Annotated in this window: 14 protein-coding genes; 5 read left to right on the top strand and 9 right to left on the bottom strand. The window is 73.1% G+C overall.

The window, feature by feature from the left end; genetic code table 11:
- Nucleotides 1–50: 50 nt before the first annotated feature.
- The 9 genes from MKK70_RS29925 to MKK70_RS29885 all read right to left on the bottom strand — a co-directional run bounded on the left by MKK70_RS29925 (nucleotide 51) and on the right by MKK70_RS29885 (nucleotide 6538).
- Complete coding sequence (locus tag MKK70_RS29925) at nucleotides 51–431, bottom strand: hypothetical protein (RefSeq protein ID WP_243934503.1); 381 nt, start codon at nucleotides 429–431, stop codon at nucleotides 51–53.
- Between the two features lie 11 nt (nucleotides 432–442).
- Nucleotides 443–1006 carry a helix-turn-helix domain-containing protein gene (locus MKK70_RS29920; RefSeq protein WP_187274912.1) on the bottom strand — a complete coding sequence of 188 codons (564 nt, stop codon included), beginning with the start codon at nucleotides 1004–1006 and terminating at the stop codon, nucleotides 443–445.
- Nucleotides 1007–1460: 454 nt separating this feature from the next.
- Nucleotides 1461–1847: a DUF305 domain-containing protein gene (locus MKK70_RS29915; RefSeq protein ID WP_147844540.1), complete on the bottom strand. Its 387-nt coding sequence runs from the start codon at nucleotides 1845–1847 to the stop codon at nucleotides 1461–1463.
- Nucleotides 1848–1905: 58 nt separating this feature from the next.
- Nucleotides 1906–2583 carry an NrsF family protein gene (locus tag MKK70_RS29910; RefSeq protein ID WP_147859993.1) on the bottom strand — a complete coding sequence of 226 codons (678 nt, stop codon included), beginning with the start codon at nucleotides 2581–2583 and terminating at the stop codon, nucleotides 1906–1908.
- Complete coding sequence (locus tag MKK70_RS29905) at nucleotides 2576–3145, bottom strand: RNA polymerase sigma factor (RefSeq protein WP_147844732.1); 570 nt, start codon at nucleotides 3143–3145, stop codon at nucleotides 2576–2578. Before MKK70_RS29905 ends, MKK70_RS29910 begins: the two co-directional genes overlap by 8 nt.
- 171 nt (nucleotides 3146–3316) lie before the next feature.
- A complete protein-coding gene (locus MKK70_RS29900; RefSeq protein WP_243934507.1) occupies nucleotides 3317–4039 on the bottom strand; it encodes a DUF1223 domain-containing protein in 723 nt (240 codons plus the stop codon).
- Nucleotides 4040–4103: 64 nt separating this feature from the next.
- Nucleotides 4104–4622 (bottom strand): phosphate-starvation-inducible PsiE family protein, encoded by a 519-nt coding sequence (locus MKK70_RS29895; protein ID WP_147729856.1) that lies wholly within the window; start codon nucleotides 4620–4622, stop codon nucleotides 4104–4106.
- A gap of 393 nt (nucleotides 4623–5015) precedes the next feature.
- The gene (locus tag MKK70_RS29890) at nucleotides 5016–5198 is read right to left on the bottom strand and encodes a hypothetical protein (RefSeq protein ID WP_147844753.1); all 183 of its coding nucleotides are present in this window, start codon (nucleotides 5196–5198) and stop codon (nucleotides 5016–5018) included.
- Nucleotides 5199–5248: 50 nt separating this feature from the next.
- Entirely contained in the window at nucleotides 5249–6538 is a 1290-nt protein-coding gene (locus MKK70_RS29885; RefSeq protein ID WP_243951636.1) for a glycosyltransferase family 4 protein, read from the bottom strand.
- A gap of 152 nt (nucleotides 6539–6690) precedes the next feature.
- Here MKK70_RS29885 and MKK70_RS29880 point away from each other — a divergent pair, with 152 nt between their 5' ends.
- The 5 genes from MKK70_RS29880 (at nucleotide 6691) to MKK70_RS29860 (ending at nucleotide 13949) form a co-directional block, all read left to right on the top strand.
- On the top strand, nucleotides 6691–7923 hold the full coding sequence (locus MKK70_RS29880) for a glycosyltransferase family 4 protein (RefSeq protein ID WP_243951635.1): 1233 nt from the start codon (nucleotides 6691–6693) through the stop codon (nucleotides 7921–7923).
- 352 nt (nucleotides 7924–8275) lie between these two features.
- On the top strand, nucleotides 8276–8629 hold the full coding sequence (locus MKK70_RS29875) for a phasin (RefSeq protein ID WP_147729981.1): 354 nt from the start codon (nucleotides 8276–8278) through the stop codon (nucleotides 8627–8629).
- Between the two features lie 248 nt (nucleotides 8630–8877).
- Entirely contained in the window at nucleotides 8878–9759 is an 882-nt protein-coding gene (locus MKK70_RS29870; RefSeq protein ID WP_243936958.1) for a hypothetical protein, read from the top strand.
- Between the two features lie 329 nt (nucleotides 9760–10088).
- The gene (locus MKK70_RS29865; RefSeq protein WP_243951634.1) at nucleotides 10089–11348 is read left to right on the top strand and encodes an N-acetylmuramoyl-L-alanine amidase; all 1260 of its coding nucleotides are present in this window, start codon (nucleotides 10089–10091) and stop codon (nucleotides 11346–11348) included.
- Nucleotides 11349–11528: 180 nt separating this feature from the next.
- A complete protein-coding gene (locus MKK70_RS29860; RefSeq protein WP_147843715.1) occupies nucleotides 11529–13949 on the top strand; it encodes a penicillin-binding protein 1A in 2421 nt (806 codons plus the stop codon).
- Nucleotides 13950–14155 lie beyond the last annotated feature (206 nt).

Below are 14155 nucleotides of genomic sequence, written 5' to 3'. Positions count from 1 at the left end.
GACTCGTCGGGACGAGCCGCGTGGCGCGCGCCGGGGCGGCGCGCGCAGCCTCAGGCGAAGGGTCTGGGGGGCTCGGGAAGGGCCTCGGATACGGCGCTCGGGCGCACGGAATCCGGCCCCATCGCGACGCGGTCGCCGCTCGGGCGGTCGGCGCGGACGCCGTCCCCGTCCGAGGCCGCGACGAAGACGTGGGCGCAGCAGCAGCCCGGGCAGGCGAGGCAATCCGCCCGGTCGGCGGCGGCCTCCGGCGCGGCGATCACGGCGGCGACGCCCGGGGCGGCCTTCGAGGCGTGCCCGACGCGCGCATGCCCGGCGCCGGGGTGGTGGGCGTGCCCGGCATGCGCCTGGGCGAAGGCCGGGACCATGACGAGAAGCGCCGCGACCCGAAGGATCGCAGCGAGCCGTCGCAGAAGGTGCCGGGCCTGTCGCATCGTGCGTGAGCCTAGCACGATTCGGGCTTCTGGACAGGGCGTCGAAGCGGGTCCACCGGGGCGTGGCCTTCCCCGGCGCGAAGGGCGGACGCCGCATCCGCTTCGGTCGCGGCTCCGCAGGTGGCGAGGGCATCGACGACCGCTTCGGGGTGGCGATGGATCGTCCAGATCAACGTCATGGCCGTGGCGTTCGGCCTGGACTTGCCCTGTTCCCAGTTCTTGACGGTCGCTTCCTCCAGCCCGAACCGGAGCGCGAACTGGGCTTGCGAGAGATGCAGGGCCTCGCGCACGCTTCGGACGGAGATCGGGTCGGGTGCATGCTTGCGGACGGCGATGCCCAGCGCCGTCAGTTCCGACGTCAGCCGGCTCAGGCTCTCGACCTTCGGCACCTCGACATAGGCCTCGCCGGTGTCGAACACGTCCGTCATGACCGCGTGAGCCGCCTTCACCGGAAGATGCCTACGGACCAGGGCGCGGGCCGCCGCCACCGTGTCGAGGTGCGCGTCCGGCAGCCGCTTGAGGCTGAGGCGCTCTACGGAGCCGTCGGGGACGAGGGTCCCGTCCCGGATTTGCACCCGTGGTCCGAACGCCGCCAACAATGTGGATCGCGTCGACATCCAATTCCTCCATGACCCCCTGCGCGATGTCGCGGAGCACGGACGCGCACCACTTCGTCATCGGGTCGCCGCCGACGTGCATGCCGTTCAGCTCGAGGGATCGCCCCGAGAGCGTCACCTCGGCCATCACAGCGAGCGAACCCCAGGGGGGCCGCACCTCGACCGTGAAGATCGGGTCGTCGCTGTTGGCATGATCGACGACGATCCGAACCTTGCAGGCCGACAAGGAGCTCTTCCTGTGCGCAGATTGCCTATAAGATAAAAAGATGCGCAGACGTCAAGGCCGCTGCAGCCCCGATCGGGATCGAGGCTCGGAAGGCGATGGCTCCGAATCGCGGGCGCAAGGGTGCCATGACGGAGGGAGGGACGTCGCTTCGAGCGCCGGGCGCGGGGGCATCCGAGGCTGCGGCTCCTACTTCCCGCCCGTCCGCGCCAGGATCGCCCGCATCTGGGCGATCTCGCGCTCCTGCGCCTTGACGATCTCCTCGGCGAGCGCCCGCACCTCCGGGTCCTTCGAGTATTGCAGCGCGACCCGCGCCATGCCGACGGCGCCCTCGTGGTGGGGGATCATGCCGCGCACGAAGTCGGCGTCGACGTCGCCGCTGTAGCGGATCGCCATGTCGGCGTGCATCCGCGCGTCGACGGCGCGGAACGCCCGGGTGGAGGGCGCCTCGCCCGCGGCCGGCGCGGGATGACGGCCGGCGTGGTCCATGTGCTCGTGGTCCATGCCCTGTGCCAGCACCCTGCCAGCGAGGAGGACGGCGACGGCGATCAGGGCGGGCCGGACGGTGTTGCGCATGGGGTCGAGTCTCCTCACGGGGATGCGCCGCACCGTGGAGCTTGCCGGCGTGGCAAGGTCAACCGCCACGGTCGCGCCGGGATGCGTCCGGGCCGCCGCCGAGCAGCCGGCCGCCAAAAATCCCGTTCAGCCCGATCACGCCGAGCACGGTGACGGCGTGGATCAGGAGGTCGGTCGCGGTGGCGTCGTGCGGGTGGAACGGCACGAGGAGGGTCGCCGCGGCCGCCGCCGCCGCGAGGCCGCCGAGCGCTGCGGTGAGGTTCGGGTGCAGCGGGCAGGCGCGGCGCAGCATCGCCACCAGCAGCACGGAGAGCGGCAGCGAGACGCCGACGAGGAAGGCGAAGCAGCCGCCCATCGCGTGCCCGTCGGCCGGCGTGGTGCCGGGGGCGAGCCAGCCGCGCAGGCACCCGAGGCCGCTCGCGCCGATCCAGAACGCGGCCGGCGCCAGCGGCAGCAGCGCCCAGCGCAGGGAGCGGCCGGGCACGCTCGTCATGAAGGCGGCGAGCGCGGCCGCGACCGCGGTGAGACCGGCGCCGAGGGCGGCCACGCGCAGGTCCGGCGTGGCGAGGCGGATGCGCAGGCCGTCCATGTCGGCCATCGGCATCAGGATCGCGGCCAGCGCCAGCACCGCCGCGAGCCAGGCCGCCGCGCGCCAGGCCGGCGGGCTGAGCCGGCGCACCGGCGCGAGGCCGCCGACGAGGTCGTCGACCAGGGACTCGTGCACGGATTCAGACATCGCCGCCCTCCTTGTCCCGGGCCAGCGTCCCCCGCAGCGCCTTCAGGGCGCGGTGCAGGTTCACCTTCAGCGCGCCCTTGCTGCGGCCGGTGAGCGCCGCCGCCTCCTCGAGCGAGCGCTCGGCATAGGCGAGCTGCTCCACCGCCTGCCGCTGCCCGTCCGGCAGCGCCGCGACGGCCCGCGCCAGCGCGGCGTTGCGCTGGTCGGCCTCGATGCGCATGCCCGGGGCGGGGCCGGCATCGGCGTGGGCCTCGTAGGCGAGGGGATCGTGCACCTCCTGCGGGCGGCGCCCGGCCCGGCGCAGCCGGTCGATCGCCCGGCGCTGGGTGATGGCGCGCAGCCACGGCAGGAAGGGCCGCGCCGGGTCGTAGCTCGCCCGCGCCTTGTGGATCGTCAGCAGCGTGTCCTGCACCACGTCGTCGACCGCCTCGCCGCGCACCCCTTGCGCGCGGGCGATGCCCGCGATCACCGGCAGGCAGGCATTGAGCAGCCGGCGATAGGCCGCCGCATCGCCCCCCTGCGCCGCGGCCATCGCCGTCGCCAGACTGTCCTCGAGCGCCATCGCCGCCCTGTCGCCGCGTCGTGTTCCGGACCCTAGCGCAACGCGGCCCCCGGGGGAACGCGCCGGCAGCGGTGGAACCGGGCCGATGGCGGGCAGGTACATCGGCAAGCCTCGCGGGAGACGTCGGGCGCCCATCGCCCGCGTTCGTCTTCGCCGAGGAACGCGCGACGGTTACGCTCGGGCGGCCGGCCCGAGCCGCGCCGCGCCGAGGATCCGCCCGTCGGCGCCCTGCACGATCACCGCGGCGTCGGCGCCGGCCGGCAGCGGCACCTCCAGCGTCGCCGCCTGCCCGGCCCAGCGGCCGATCTCGGACACGGCGCGGACGATGTTGGCCTGGGCGAGGGTGCGGCCGGCATTCTCGCCGCGGGCGACCCGGGTGGCGTGGCTCGGATCGAACCCGACCAGCGTCACGGTGCCGGCCCCGCGCCCGGCGCCGAGCGTGACGACGAGGGCGTCGCCGCGCCGTGCCAGCGCCACCGGCGCCTCGGCGGCGGCGGCGGCCTGCGCGCGGGCGATCGCGGCGCGGACCGCGCCGGCGTCGGAGCCGACGAGCCCGACCTGCCCGTCGATCACCGCCTCGGGGGTGTACGAGCCGCCGCCGAGCCTTTCGGCGTAGGCCGCCTGCCGACGGGTCGCCGCCGGCAGGGCGAAGGTGTCGCGCCAGTCGAGGTGGTCCCAGTAGGTGACGTGGAAGGCGAGCGGTAGCACGGCGCCGCCCTCGCGCGCGATCTGCCCGAGCAGCGCCTCGGCCGGCGGGCAGGACGAGCAGCTCTGCGAGGTGAACAGCTCGACCACTACCGGCCGCCCGGCCGCGTCCGCCGGGGAGACGGCGGAAGGGGAGAACGGGGCGCCGAGCAGGGCGGCGAGGAGCGCGAGCGAGATCGTGCGACGCATGGCAGGTCTCCGGACGGGTGCGATGCCGTGCCCTTCGCGGCCCGGCTGGGCCGGTTACCCGGGCTTACCCCTCGGTCTCCTCGCCGGCCGGCTTGTCGTCGTCGCGGGCGCGGTGGAGCAGGAAGATCGAGGCCACCATGGTGAGGATCAGGCCGGCGAGCACGCCGAGCTCGATCATCGAGGCCTGGAACAGGGCCGCCTTCTCCTGCGACCAGTCCTTGCCGTGCATGATCTCGGAGGATTGCAGGGTGATCACCAGCACCCGCCGGATCGAGGCGATCAGCCCGACGATCAGGAACGGCTCGCAGGTGAGCTTGCCGGAGCGCATCGAGACCCGCACCGTGTGCAGGATCTCCACCAGCATCAGCAGGAACAGCAGCCGGTCGACCACCTCCAGGGTCTGCGCGGCGCCCCCGAGCGAGCGCAGCGCCTCGAAGGTGAGCCCGACGGCGTCGACCAGCGCGATCAGCGCGGTGAAGGCCAGCAGCAGGCCCAGGGCCGCGTAGATCGCGTGCTCGGTGTGAAGGAAGACGAAGCTCGACGCGCGGGTCAGGCGCCCCTGCGATTGCGGATCGTCGGCCATGGCGTGCCTCCCGGACGCGTCTTCGTTCCGATGAGACAGGATCGTGCGGCCGGCGTCCAGCGGAAGCCTGGCGGCGGGCGGGGATCGCGGGCGTCCGCGCGGCGGAACGGTTTCCGGGATGGTCCCGTTGCTCTCGTGCAACATAGGAGAAAGACATGCTGACCGGCGGCCTGCTGTGGCTCATCGGGATCCCGATCCCCGTCATCCTCCTGATCTGGTTCTTCTTCCTGCGCGGCCGCTGAGGGCGGAGGGCGCTCCGCACGGGACCGCTCGGCGTCCCCGTGCCTTCTCCGTCCGCGCGTGCTTGCGTCGTCCGCGCCCGCAGCGGAAGCACCGCAACGAAAAGGGCCGGCGCGCCTCGCGCGCACCGGCCCCGAACGCCTGCGGATCGCGCTACTTGGTGATCTTCACCGAGACCGGGTCGCTCGACGGGAAGGTCTCCTCGAGGGCGTCGTCGAGGCGCTCGCCCATCTTGTCCTGCTGGTTGGCGGGGTTCTTCTCGTCGCCGGGCTTGGCGCTGCCCTGCTGGAACCCCGGCTTGTCCGCGCCCTGCGGCGTCTTGGTGTCGTCGGTCATCGGGGCTGCTCCTGCCGTCACGAGGCGCCGAGGGCGGCGCCGGTGCCGGATCAACGCGAGGCGGCCCCGGGTGTTTCACGCCGCGTCGGCCGGGGGAGGGCGGCGCGCGAGGTCGCCCGGCCCGGCACCGCCTCGCGCAGCACCGCCTCGTAGACGCCGGCGAGGCGGTCGAGATGGGCGTCGAGGGTGAGCGGCGCGGCCCAGTAGCGGGCATGCGCGGCCCGGCCCATCCGGGCGGCGAGCGCGTCGTCGGCGAGCCGGCGCAGGTGGGCGGCGAGCGCGTCCGGGTCGCCGGAGCGGAACAGGAAGCCGGTCTCGCCGTCGACCACCGCCTCGCGGCCGGCGCAGGCGTCGCTCACCACCACCGGCGTGCCCAGCGCCAGCGCCTCGTAGACCGTGAGCGGCTGGCCCTCGTACCAGACGCTGGGAAAGACCAGCGCGCGGGCGGCGCCCATCAGCGCCTGAACGCCGGTGGCATCGCGCCAGCCGAGCATCGCGGCCTCGGGGTAGCGCGCGGCCAGCGCCGCCCGCTGCTCGCCGTCGCCGACGAAGACCGCGCGGATGCCGGCCCGCCGCGCCGCCTCCGCGAAGATCGGCGCGCCCTTCTCGGTCGAGATCCGCCCGACGAACAGAAAGTCGCCCGGCGCCCGCTCGGTCATCGGCCGGTGCGCCACCGCGATCGGGTTGTCGACCCGGTGGAAGCGGGTCCCGCGCGGCAACAGCGGTCCGACCACCCGCTCCTGCAGGTCGCTGATCGTGATCACGTGGCGGAAGAGCGTCGGCAGCTCCGCGACCTGCGTCATGCCGAGGTGGCGGACCACCCGCGCGAGCTTGCGCGGGAAGCTCTGCGCATCGCAGTTCGTCGTCAGGCACGCGCCCGACATCGGCGTGCGGTGGCAGATCGCGGCGGCCGGATATTCGTAGAACCCCCCGGTCGGGCAGACCAGGAAGAACTCGTGCATGGTGTAGAGCAGCGGCAGCCGCGCGCGCCGCAACGCCACGCCGATCGACGGCGACAGCGCCTTGGCGAAGGCGTGGACGTGGACCACGGTGTCGTCGGGGTCGCACGCCGCCAGTTCCGCGGCGAGCGCGCGGGCCGCGTCGCGGTTCCAGATCGCCTGCGCCAGGAAGGCGAGCTTGTTCGTCGTGGTCGAGATGTCGTCCTGGTTCAGGCAGACCACGCGGATGCCGGCGGCGGCCAGGCGCGGGTCGGCCGGGCCGCAGGCGGCGAACAGCGTCACGCGGGTGCCGCGGGCGGCGAGCCCGAGGGCCGAGTCGAGCGCGACCTTGGCCTGGCCGCCGTTGACGTAGGCGTGGTCGGCGACGAGGACGACGTGCACGAGGCGGCTCCCGCTCCCTGGATGTCCCCACGTTTACCGGACCGCAGTTGATCCCGCGTAAACCTCGGGCACGCCGCCGATCTGCGGTTGTTCCCGCTCGGATCGTCCCCGCTCGACCGCCTGATCTCTCGAACTCCTGCGCCGGTGTCGCCATGCACGTCGTGATCCTGGCCGAGTTCGCGAGCCCGAGCGGCGGCGCCGAGAAGGTCGCCGTCGAATCGGCCCGCGGGCTGGCCGAGGCCGGGCTCCGGGTCACCTACGTCCAGGGCGTCGCCGGCCCGGTCGACCCGCTGCTCGACCATCGCAACCTCACCCGGATCTGCCTCGACCTGCCCGACGTGTGGGCGCGCAACCCCGTCGCCGCGGCGGTCGCCGGCATCTGGCACGCCCGCGCCGCGCGGGCGCTCAGCGACGCGCTCGGGCGGATGGCGCGCGCGCCGGACGTCGTCCACGTCCACCAGTGGACCCGCAGCCTGTCGCCCGGGATCTTCCCGGTGCTGCTCGCCACCGGCGCCCCGGTGGCGCTGACGCTGCACGACTACTTCCTGGCCTGCCCGAACGGGGTCTACTACCGCTTCGACACGGCCGAGCCCTGTGCCCTCGCGCCGATGTCCGCCGCCTGCATCCTGGCGCCGTGCGATGCCAGGAGCCGCCTGCACAAGCTGGTCCGCGTCGCCCGCACCGCGGCGGCGCGGCGGGCGGTGTCGGGACGCGGGCTCCACGTCGTCCACGTCTGCGACGCGAGCCGCGCGCGGATGGGCGCGATGCTCGGCGGCTACGGGCTCACGCATCACCGCATCGACAACCCGGTGCGGGTCGCCCCCGGCGCCCCGGCCGCGCCGGAGCGGGGCGACGCCGTCGCCTATGTCGGGCGCCTGACCCGCGAGAAGGGCGCCGACCTCGTCGCGGCGGCCGCCCGCAAGGCCGGCCTGACGGCGTTGCTCGTCGGCACCGGGCCGCTGGAGGCGGAGCTGCGGGCCATGCCCCACGTCGAGATGCTGGGCTGGCAGGCGCCGGAGGCCGTGCAGGCGGTGTTGCGCCGCCGCGCCCGTGCGCTCGCCGCGCCGTCGCGCTGGTTCGAGACCGGGCCGCTCACCGTCTACGAGGCGCTCGCCGCCGGCATCCCCGTCGTCGCCTCCGACCGCTCCGGCGCCGCCGAGAAGATGCTGGACGGCACGAGCGGCTTCGTCGTGCCGCCCGAGCTCGCCGCCCTGTCGGCGGCCTTCGCGCGCCTCGCCGACGACGCTCGCGTCGCCGCGATGGGCCGGGCCGCCCACGGCCGCTTCTGGGCCGCGCCGATGACCATCGCCCGGCACGCCGAAGCCTCGGCCGCGCTGTATGCCGGCTTGCTGCGCACGCGGCGTGACGCGATGCAGCACGCATAGGCCGGCGCGGCGCCCGACCCGCGCCCGCCCGGAGGACGATGCGAAGCGATCGGCCGATCAGATCAAGTTTCCGTGCGGTTTCGCGATCCCCCGCGACGTCACGATCGCGCCGTCGTCGCCATCGCGACCCTGTGCCCGACGGATGATTGCAGCAACATCGGGGGCAATCTGTCAGGTGTGGCGCTTGGTGGGGGCCCGGATCGATGCCGAGGCAAGAGTCTCTGCTTAATAAGCGCGGCTTTCGCCTCGAAAAGCGGCGTCTTGACTTATTATTGCAATGCAACATAAATCCGCCTCGCACGGGCGATCGCTTCGAGACCGCCGGTGACGACGCCACCCGAGGAGCCGATTCATGCAGACCCCGAATTTCGAGATCCCGACCGAGATGCGCGATTTCGCCGAGAAGAGCGTCGACCAGGCCCGCACCGCCGTCGGCACCCTGATGGGCAACGCGCTCAAGGCCGCCGAGCAGGTCCAGAGCTCGGGGCTCAACCTCCAGTCCTCGATGCAGGCCGCCGTCGCCAAGGGCTTCGACCACGCCCAGACCAACGCCAACGCCACCTTCGACTTCGCGCAGAAGCTCGTGCGCACCAAGGACCTGCGCGAGGCCTTCGAGCTGCAGTCCGAGTTCGTTCGCAGCCAGATCGCCGCGATGCAGGCGCAGGCCAAGGACCTCGGCGCCCTCGCGCAGAACGCCGCGCGCTGAGCCGCCGCTCGGCCCCGTGCGGGGCCGAGGATCTTCCGCCGCGCACCGGCGCGGCGGCCCCGGCCTCCGGTCGGCACCGCGGCTGGATCGTCAGGTCTCGCGGCCGTCGCGTCGGCGTGCCGATCCGCGGGCGCCGATCGCCGCCGCACCCCCGATGCATTGCGCCGGCCGGCAACTGGACTACGTTCGGCCTGTGCGATTCGGGCTCGAACGGAACGACACGCGGACGGCCTCAAGGGATCTCGACGATGGGCAAGCAACGGACGCCGCAGGGACGATCGACCGGCCGCCGCTCCTCCTCGATCCCGCCCGGCACCCTGCAGGGCAAGACGGGTGAGGCCAAGACGGGTGAGGCCAAGGCGGGTGAGGCCAAAAGCGCTCGCGCCGCCGCGCTCGAGGCGGCGCTGCACCCGCCGGAGGAGTCGCTCCCGCCGGTGCCCTCCGAGGCGCCCCCCGAGCCGCTTCACGCGCACCTGATGGACACGGTCTCGCCCGAGGCCCTCGGCACCGCGACCGGCACCCCGACGTCGGCGCCCGAGCCGGACGCGCCCCCGGCCGAGATACCGGTCCCCGCCGACGCCAACCTGGCCGAAGCCGCCTTCGCCGAGATCCCGAATCCCGAAGCGCCGCCGGTCTCCGAACCGGAAGTTGCCGGCCCGGCTGCGGACACGGCGCCCGCACCTGTCGATGAGCCCGTGCCTGCCGACGAGCCCGCGCCGGTCGCGGCCGCCGCGCCGGAGCCGGAGGCTCCGCCCGCCTACACCAACGTGGTCCCGCTGAAATCCGCCGCGCCGGCGCGGCCGCCCGAGCCCCGGGCGGCGCCCCAGCCCGGCGAGGCGCCGGTGCAGCTGTCGGACGGTGCGCTGCCGTCGCCGGCCTCCTGGCGCGCCGGGCGCCGACCCGTCCCGGCCCTGCGTCAGGACCTCGAAGGCCTCGGCGAGACCCTGTTCGCCTTCATGCGCGACGAGAGCTCGGCGGTGCTGACCCATCTCAGCGCGCTGAAGGACGCGCGCTCGCCGGCCGACGCGATCCGCCTGCAGGTCAACGAGATGCAGCGCGTCGCCGACGCCTCGCTCACCTGCTGGAGCGAGCTCGCCCGCCGCGCGACGCGGATCGTCGGCCACCGCTGAGGCTGCCGCGCCGCCGTCCGCTCGCCAACGCGCGGATCCCGGCAAATCCGACGCGTCGTCGCGCCGAAGGCGAGCCCAGGAGCCAGGACCGCCGGTCGCGCCCCGATCGGTCTCGTCGGGGGGGCCGGATCCCGGGTTCTGTTGCGCAGCCCCGGGATGACGGAAAGGAGCCGGTTCGGTTGGCGCGCGGCATCCGTGCACGAGACCGCCGGCGGCGGAACGTCCCTGTCGCCTCCCGGTCACAGCCGCTGCCGGAATGGAGCTTGGCCGGAAACCTCCGGTTAACCATGTCGCTCCTATGCCGTATCGGAGGCTCGGGAGGCCGACCGATGCTGCGATCCGCGCGCCTGATCCGTTCCGCGATCCTGACGGCCGCCGTCGCGCTCGCCGCGATGCCCGCCTGCGCGCAGAACGGCGACCGGGCCCCGCCCGCGGTGGCGATCGCGGCCGACCTCGCCGCCTCGCCCGCGGGCACCAAGCTCACCCTCACCCTGTCGAAGCCGGTCGATGCCCGCGCCTTCGTGATGGAGCGCCCGGACCGGGTGGTGATCGACCTCGCCGAGGTCAACTTCCAGCTCGCGCCCGAGACCGGCCGCCGCCGCGAGGGCCTGGTGCAGTCGTTCCGCTACGGGCTGTTCGCGCCGGGGCGCTCGCGCATCGTCGTCGATCTCGCCGGCCCCGCCACCGTGGGGCGGATCGAGACCGCGACGCGCCCGCGCGACGGCGCCGTGATCCTCACCGTGCCGTTCCAGCGCGCCGACCGCGAGAGCTTCCGCAAGGCGGCCACCGCCGGCGACCTCGCCCCCGCGGCCGGCAAGGCCGTGGCGCCGGCCGAGCCCGCCGACCGGCGCCCGCTGATCGTGGTCGATGCCGGCCACGGCGGCATCGATCCCGGCGCGATCGCGGTGGGGGGCGTGTTCGAGAAGGACATCGTCTTCGGCTTCGCCCAGGCGCTGGTCGCCCGGCTCGAGGCCGGCGGCCGCTACCGGGTGGCGATGACCCGCGACCGCGACGTCTACGTGCCGCTGTCCGAGCGCGTGCGCATCGCCCGCGACGCCAAGGCCGACCTGTTCGTCTCGATCCACGCGGATTCGATCTCGTCGGCGCCGCAGGTGCGCGGCGCGACGATCTACACCGGCTCGGAGAAGGCGACCGACAGCGAATCTGCCAAGCTTGCCGAGCGCGAGAACAAGGCCGACGCCGCCGCCGGCGCCGAATCCGGCGACGGGCCGCCCGAGATCGCCGACATCCTGCAGGAGCTGACGCTGCGCGAGACCCGCGGCTTCTCGTCCGGCTTCGCCAAGACCCTGATGGGCCAGCTCGGGCCGGTGATGGAGATGAGCACGAAGCCGCACCGCGAGGCCGGCTTCAAGGTGCTGCGCTCGCCCGACGTGCCGAGCGTGCTGGTCGAGCTCGGCTACCTGTCGAGCCAGCGCGACCTCGACCTGCTGCAATCGGCCGAGTGGCGCGCCTCCGTCACCGGCTCGATGGCCAAGGCGATCGACCAGTTCTTCGGCAACCGGGCCAGCCTGGTCCGCCCGGTGGTGCCGAACCGCCGCTCGGCGGCAATCGCCCCAGTTTCACCATAGATCCGGTGTCGATACGGGGCACTCGAGACCCCGTCGCGCCGTCCATTCTTCGGTCATCGTCGGCGGGGATCTTCCAGGCTGCGGGCATGCCGGATCGGCGTGCGCCTCGCGGGCAGCCCCGACCCCCCTAGCCGAATGCGCTCCGCGCGCGGCCGAAGAAACCGACGGACGGGAAACCGGATGCGCCTCATCCTTCGCTTCTTCGGCTTCCTGTTCAGCGCCTTCGCGGTGCTGTTCGTGATCGCGGCCGCGGGCGGCGCGTTCTTCTACTGGAAATACAGCCAGGACCTGCCGGACCACGCCGTGCTCGCCAACTACGAGCCGCCGGTGATGACCCGCGTCCACGCCGCCGACGGCTCGCTGCTGGCCGAGTACGCCAAGGAGCGCCGGCTCTACCTGCCGATCCAGGCGATGCCGAAGATCATCGTCGCCGCCTTCCTCTCGGCCGAGGACAAGAACTTCTACAAGCACGGCGGCATCGACCCCGAGGGCATCGTGCGCGCGGCGCTGACCAACGCCAAGAGCGGCAAGCGGCAGGGCGCCTCGACCATCACCCAGCAGGTCGCGAAGAACTTCCTGCTCTCGAACGAGCAGACCTTCGACCGCAAGATCAAGGAAGCGCTGATCGCGCTGCGGATCGAGGCGACCTACTCCAAGGACAAGATCCTCGAACTCTACCTCAACGAAATCTTCCTCGGCACGATCGTACCGGGCCGCAACCTGCACGGCGTCGCCGCCGCGGCGCTGGATTATTTCGGCAAGTCGGTGCACGAGCTGACGATCAACGAGGCGGCCTACCTCGCCGCGCTGCCGAAGGGGCCGAACAACTACCACCCCTACCGCAAGACCCAGGCGGCGCTCGACCGCCGCAACGAGATCATCCGCCTGATGGCGGAGAACAACTACATCACCAAGGAGGAGGCGGACGCCGCCAAGAAGATGCCGCTCGGCGTCAACCCGCGCGTCGCCTTCCCGAACGCCGCCAACGCCAACTACTTCACCGAGGAGGTCCGCCGCGAGATCTCCGAGCGCTACGGCGAGAAGAAGCTCTACGAGGGCGGCCTGTCGGTGCGCACCACCCTCGACCCGAAGATGCAGGCCCTCGCGCGCAAGGCGCTGGTCGACGGCCTCGTGCGCTACGACCAGTCCCATGGCTGGCGCGGCCCCGTCACCAAGGTCGACCTGACCGGGCGCGACTGGGGCATGGCGGCGGCCGAGGTGAACGCGCTCGGCGACGTCGCGCCGTGGCGGCTCGCCGTGGTGCTCGGGCAAGGCGGCGGCGGCGTGCAGATCGGCCTGCAGCCCAAGCGCGAGGCCTCGGGCCAGGTCGCCAAGGACCGCGACACCGGCACGATCCCGCCGGACGGCATGCGCTGGGCCGGCCGCCCGAACCTCGCCGCGGGCGACATGATCTACGTCGAGGCGATGGATGGCGGCCGCGGGCAGTACCGCCTGCGCCAGAAGCCCGAGGTGTCCGGCGCCATCGTCGCGATGGACCCGAACACCGGCCGCGTGCACGCGATGGTCGGCGGCTTCTCCTACGACGAATCCGAGTTCAACCGCGCGACCCAGGCGATGCGCCAGCCCGGCTCGTCGTTCAAGCCGATCGTCTACTCGGCGGCCCTCGACAACGGCTACACCCCGTCCTCGATCGTGCAGGACTCGCCGATCACCATCGAGGCCGGCCCCGGCCAGGAGGCGTGGACGCCCTCGAACTACGACGGCAAGTCCGGCGGGCCGCACACCCTGCGCTACGGCATCGAGCACTCGAAGAACCTGATGACGGTTCGGCTCGCCAAGGACGTCGGCATGCCGCTGATCGCCGAGTACGCCCGCCGCTTCGGCGTCTACGACGACATGCTGCCGGTGCTGCCGATGTCGCTCGGCGCTGGCGAGACCACCGTCATGCGGATGGTCACCGCCTACTCGATGCTGGCCAATGGCGGCCGCCGCATCCGCCCGACCCTGATCGACCGGATCCAGGACCGCATCGGCGAGACGATCTACCGGCACGACAACCGCAAGTGCGTCGGCTGCGATGCCGAGAAGTGGTCCGGGCAGGACGAGCCGAAGCTGGTCGACGATTCCGAGCAGGTGCTCGACCCGCTGACCGCCTACCAGATGGTCTCGATCATGGAGGGCGTCGTGCAGCGCGGCACGGCGACGATCCTCAAGCAGATCGGCAAGCCGCTCGCCGGCAAGACCGGCACGACCAACGACGCCAAGGACGCGTGGTTCGTCGGCTTCTCGCCGGACCTCGCGGTCGGCATCTACATCGGCTTCGACAAGCCGCGCTCGCTCGGCGACCGCGCCACCGGCGGTGGCCTCGCCGCGCCGATCGCGCTCGACTTCCTCAAGGTCGCCCTCAAGGACAAGCCGCCGACCCCGTTCCGGGTGCCGCCGGGCATCAAGCTGATCCGCGTGGCGCTCGGCTCCGGCATGCGCGCCGGATCGGGCGAGGGCGCCGGCACCATCCTCGAGGCGTTCAAGCCCGGCACCGCGCCGCCGGATTCCTACGTCGCGCCGGCCGGCCAAGCCGCGGCGCCGGCCACCGTCCCGGCGGATGCCGACCGCGCGGTGCAGGCCGGCGGGCTGTACTGAGCGGGATGCCTCTCTTCCCTCCCCCTGAAGCGGGGGAGGGTGGCCCGCGAAGCGGGTCGGGCGAGGGTCAGCGCGCCGTTCGGAACCGTGGCTCCCCTTTCCCGACCCTCGCTGACGCGAGGCCCACCCTCCCCCGCTCCAGGGGGGAGGGACGTAGTTCCGATGCGGAACAAAAAAAGCCGCCCCTGACGGGCGGCTTTGAAGTC

The organism is Methylobacterium sp. E-041 (genome assembly GCF_022829665.1).
Taxonomy (GTDB): domain Bacteria; phylum Pseudomonadota; class Alphaproteobacteria; order Rhizobiales; family Beijerinckiaceae; genus Methylobacterium.
Note: the sequence above shows the minus strand (reverse complement) of the source record. Positions and strands in the feature narration are given on the sequence as shown.

Excerpts from the sequence above, each read along its gene's own strand:
- MKK70_RS29925 (WP_243934503.1), bottom strand. The coding sequence starts at position 431 with ATGCGACAGGCCCGGCACCTTCTGCGACGGCTCGCTGCGATCCTTCGG.
- MKK70_RS29895 (WP_147729856.1), bottom strand. The coding sequence starts at position 4,622 with ATGGCCGACGATCCGCAATCGCAGGGGCGCCTGACCCGCGCGTCGAGC.
- MKK70_RS29880 (WP_243951635.1), top strand. The coding sequence starts at position 6,691 with ATGCACGTCGTGATCCTGGCCGAGTTCGCGAGCCCGAGCGGCGGCGCC.
- MKK70_RS29900 (WP_243934507.1), bottom strand. The coding sequence starts at position 4,039 with ATGCGTCGCACGATCTCGCTCGCGCTCCTCGCCGCCCTGCTCGGCGCC.
- MKK70_RS29865 (WP_243951634.1), top strand. The coding sequence starts at position 10,089 with ATGCTGCGATCCGCGCGCCTGATCCGTTCCGCGATCCTGACGGCCGCC.
- MKK70_RS29915 (WP_147844540.1), bottom strand. The coding sequence starts at position 1,847 with ATGCGCAACACCGTCCGGCCCGCCCTGATCGCCGTCGCCGTCCTCCTC.
- MKK70_RS29890 (WP_147844753.1), bottom strand. The coding sequence starts at position 5,198 with ATGACCGACGACACCAAGACGCCGCAGGGCGCGGACAAGCCGGGGTTC.
- MKK70_RS29860 (WP_147843715.1), top strand. The coding sequence starts at position 11,529 with ATGCGCCTCATCCTTCGCTTCTTCGGCTTCCTGTTCAGCGCCTTCGCG.
- MKK70_RS29870 (WP_243936958.1), top strand. The coding sequence starts at position 8,878 with ATGGGCAAGCAACGGACGCCGCAGGGACGATCGACCGGCCGCCGCTCC.
- MKK70_RS29905 (WP_147844732.1), bottom strand. The coding sequence starts at position 3,145 with ATGGCGCTCGAGGACAGTCTGGCGACGGCGATGGCCGCGGCGCAGGGG.
- MKK70_RS29910 (WP_147859993.1), bottom strand. The coding sequence starts at position 2,583 with ATGTCTGAATCCGTGCACGAGTCCCTGGTCGACGACCTCGTCGGCGGC.
- MKK70_RS29875 (WP_147729981.1), top strand. The coding sequence starts at position 8,276 with ATGCAGACCCCGAATTTCGAGATCCCGACCGAGATGCGCGATTTCGCC.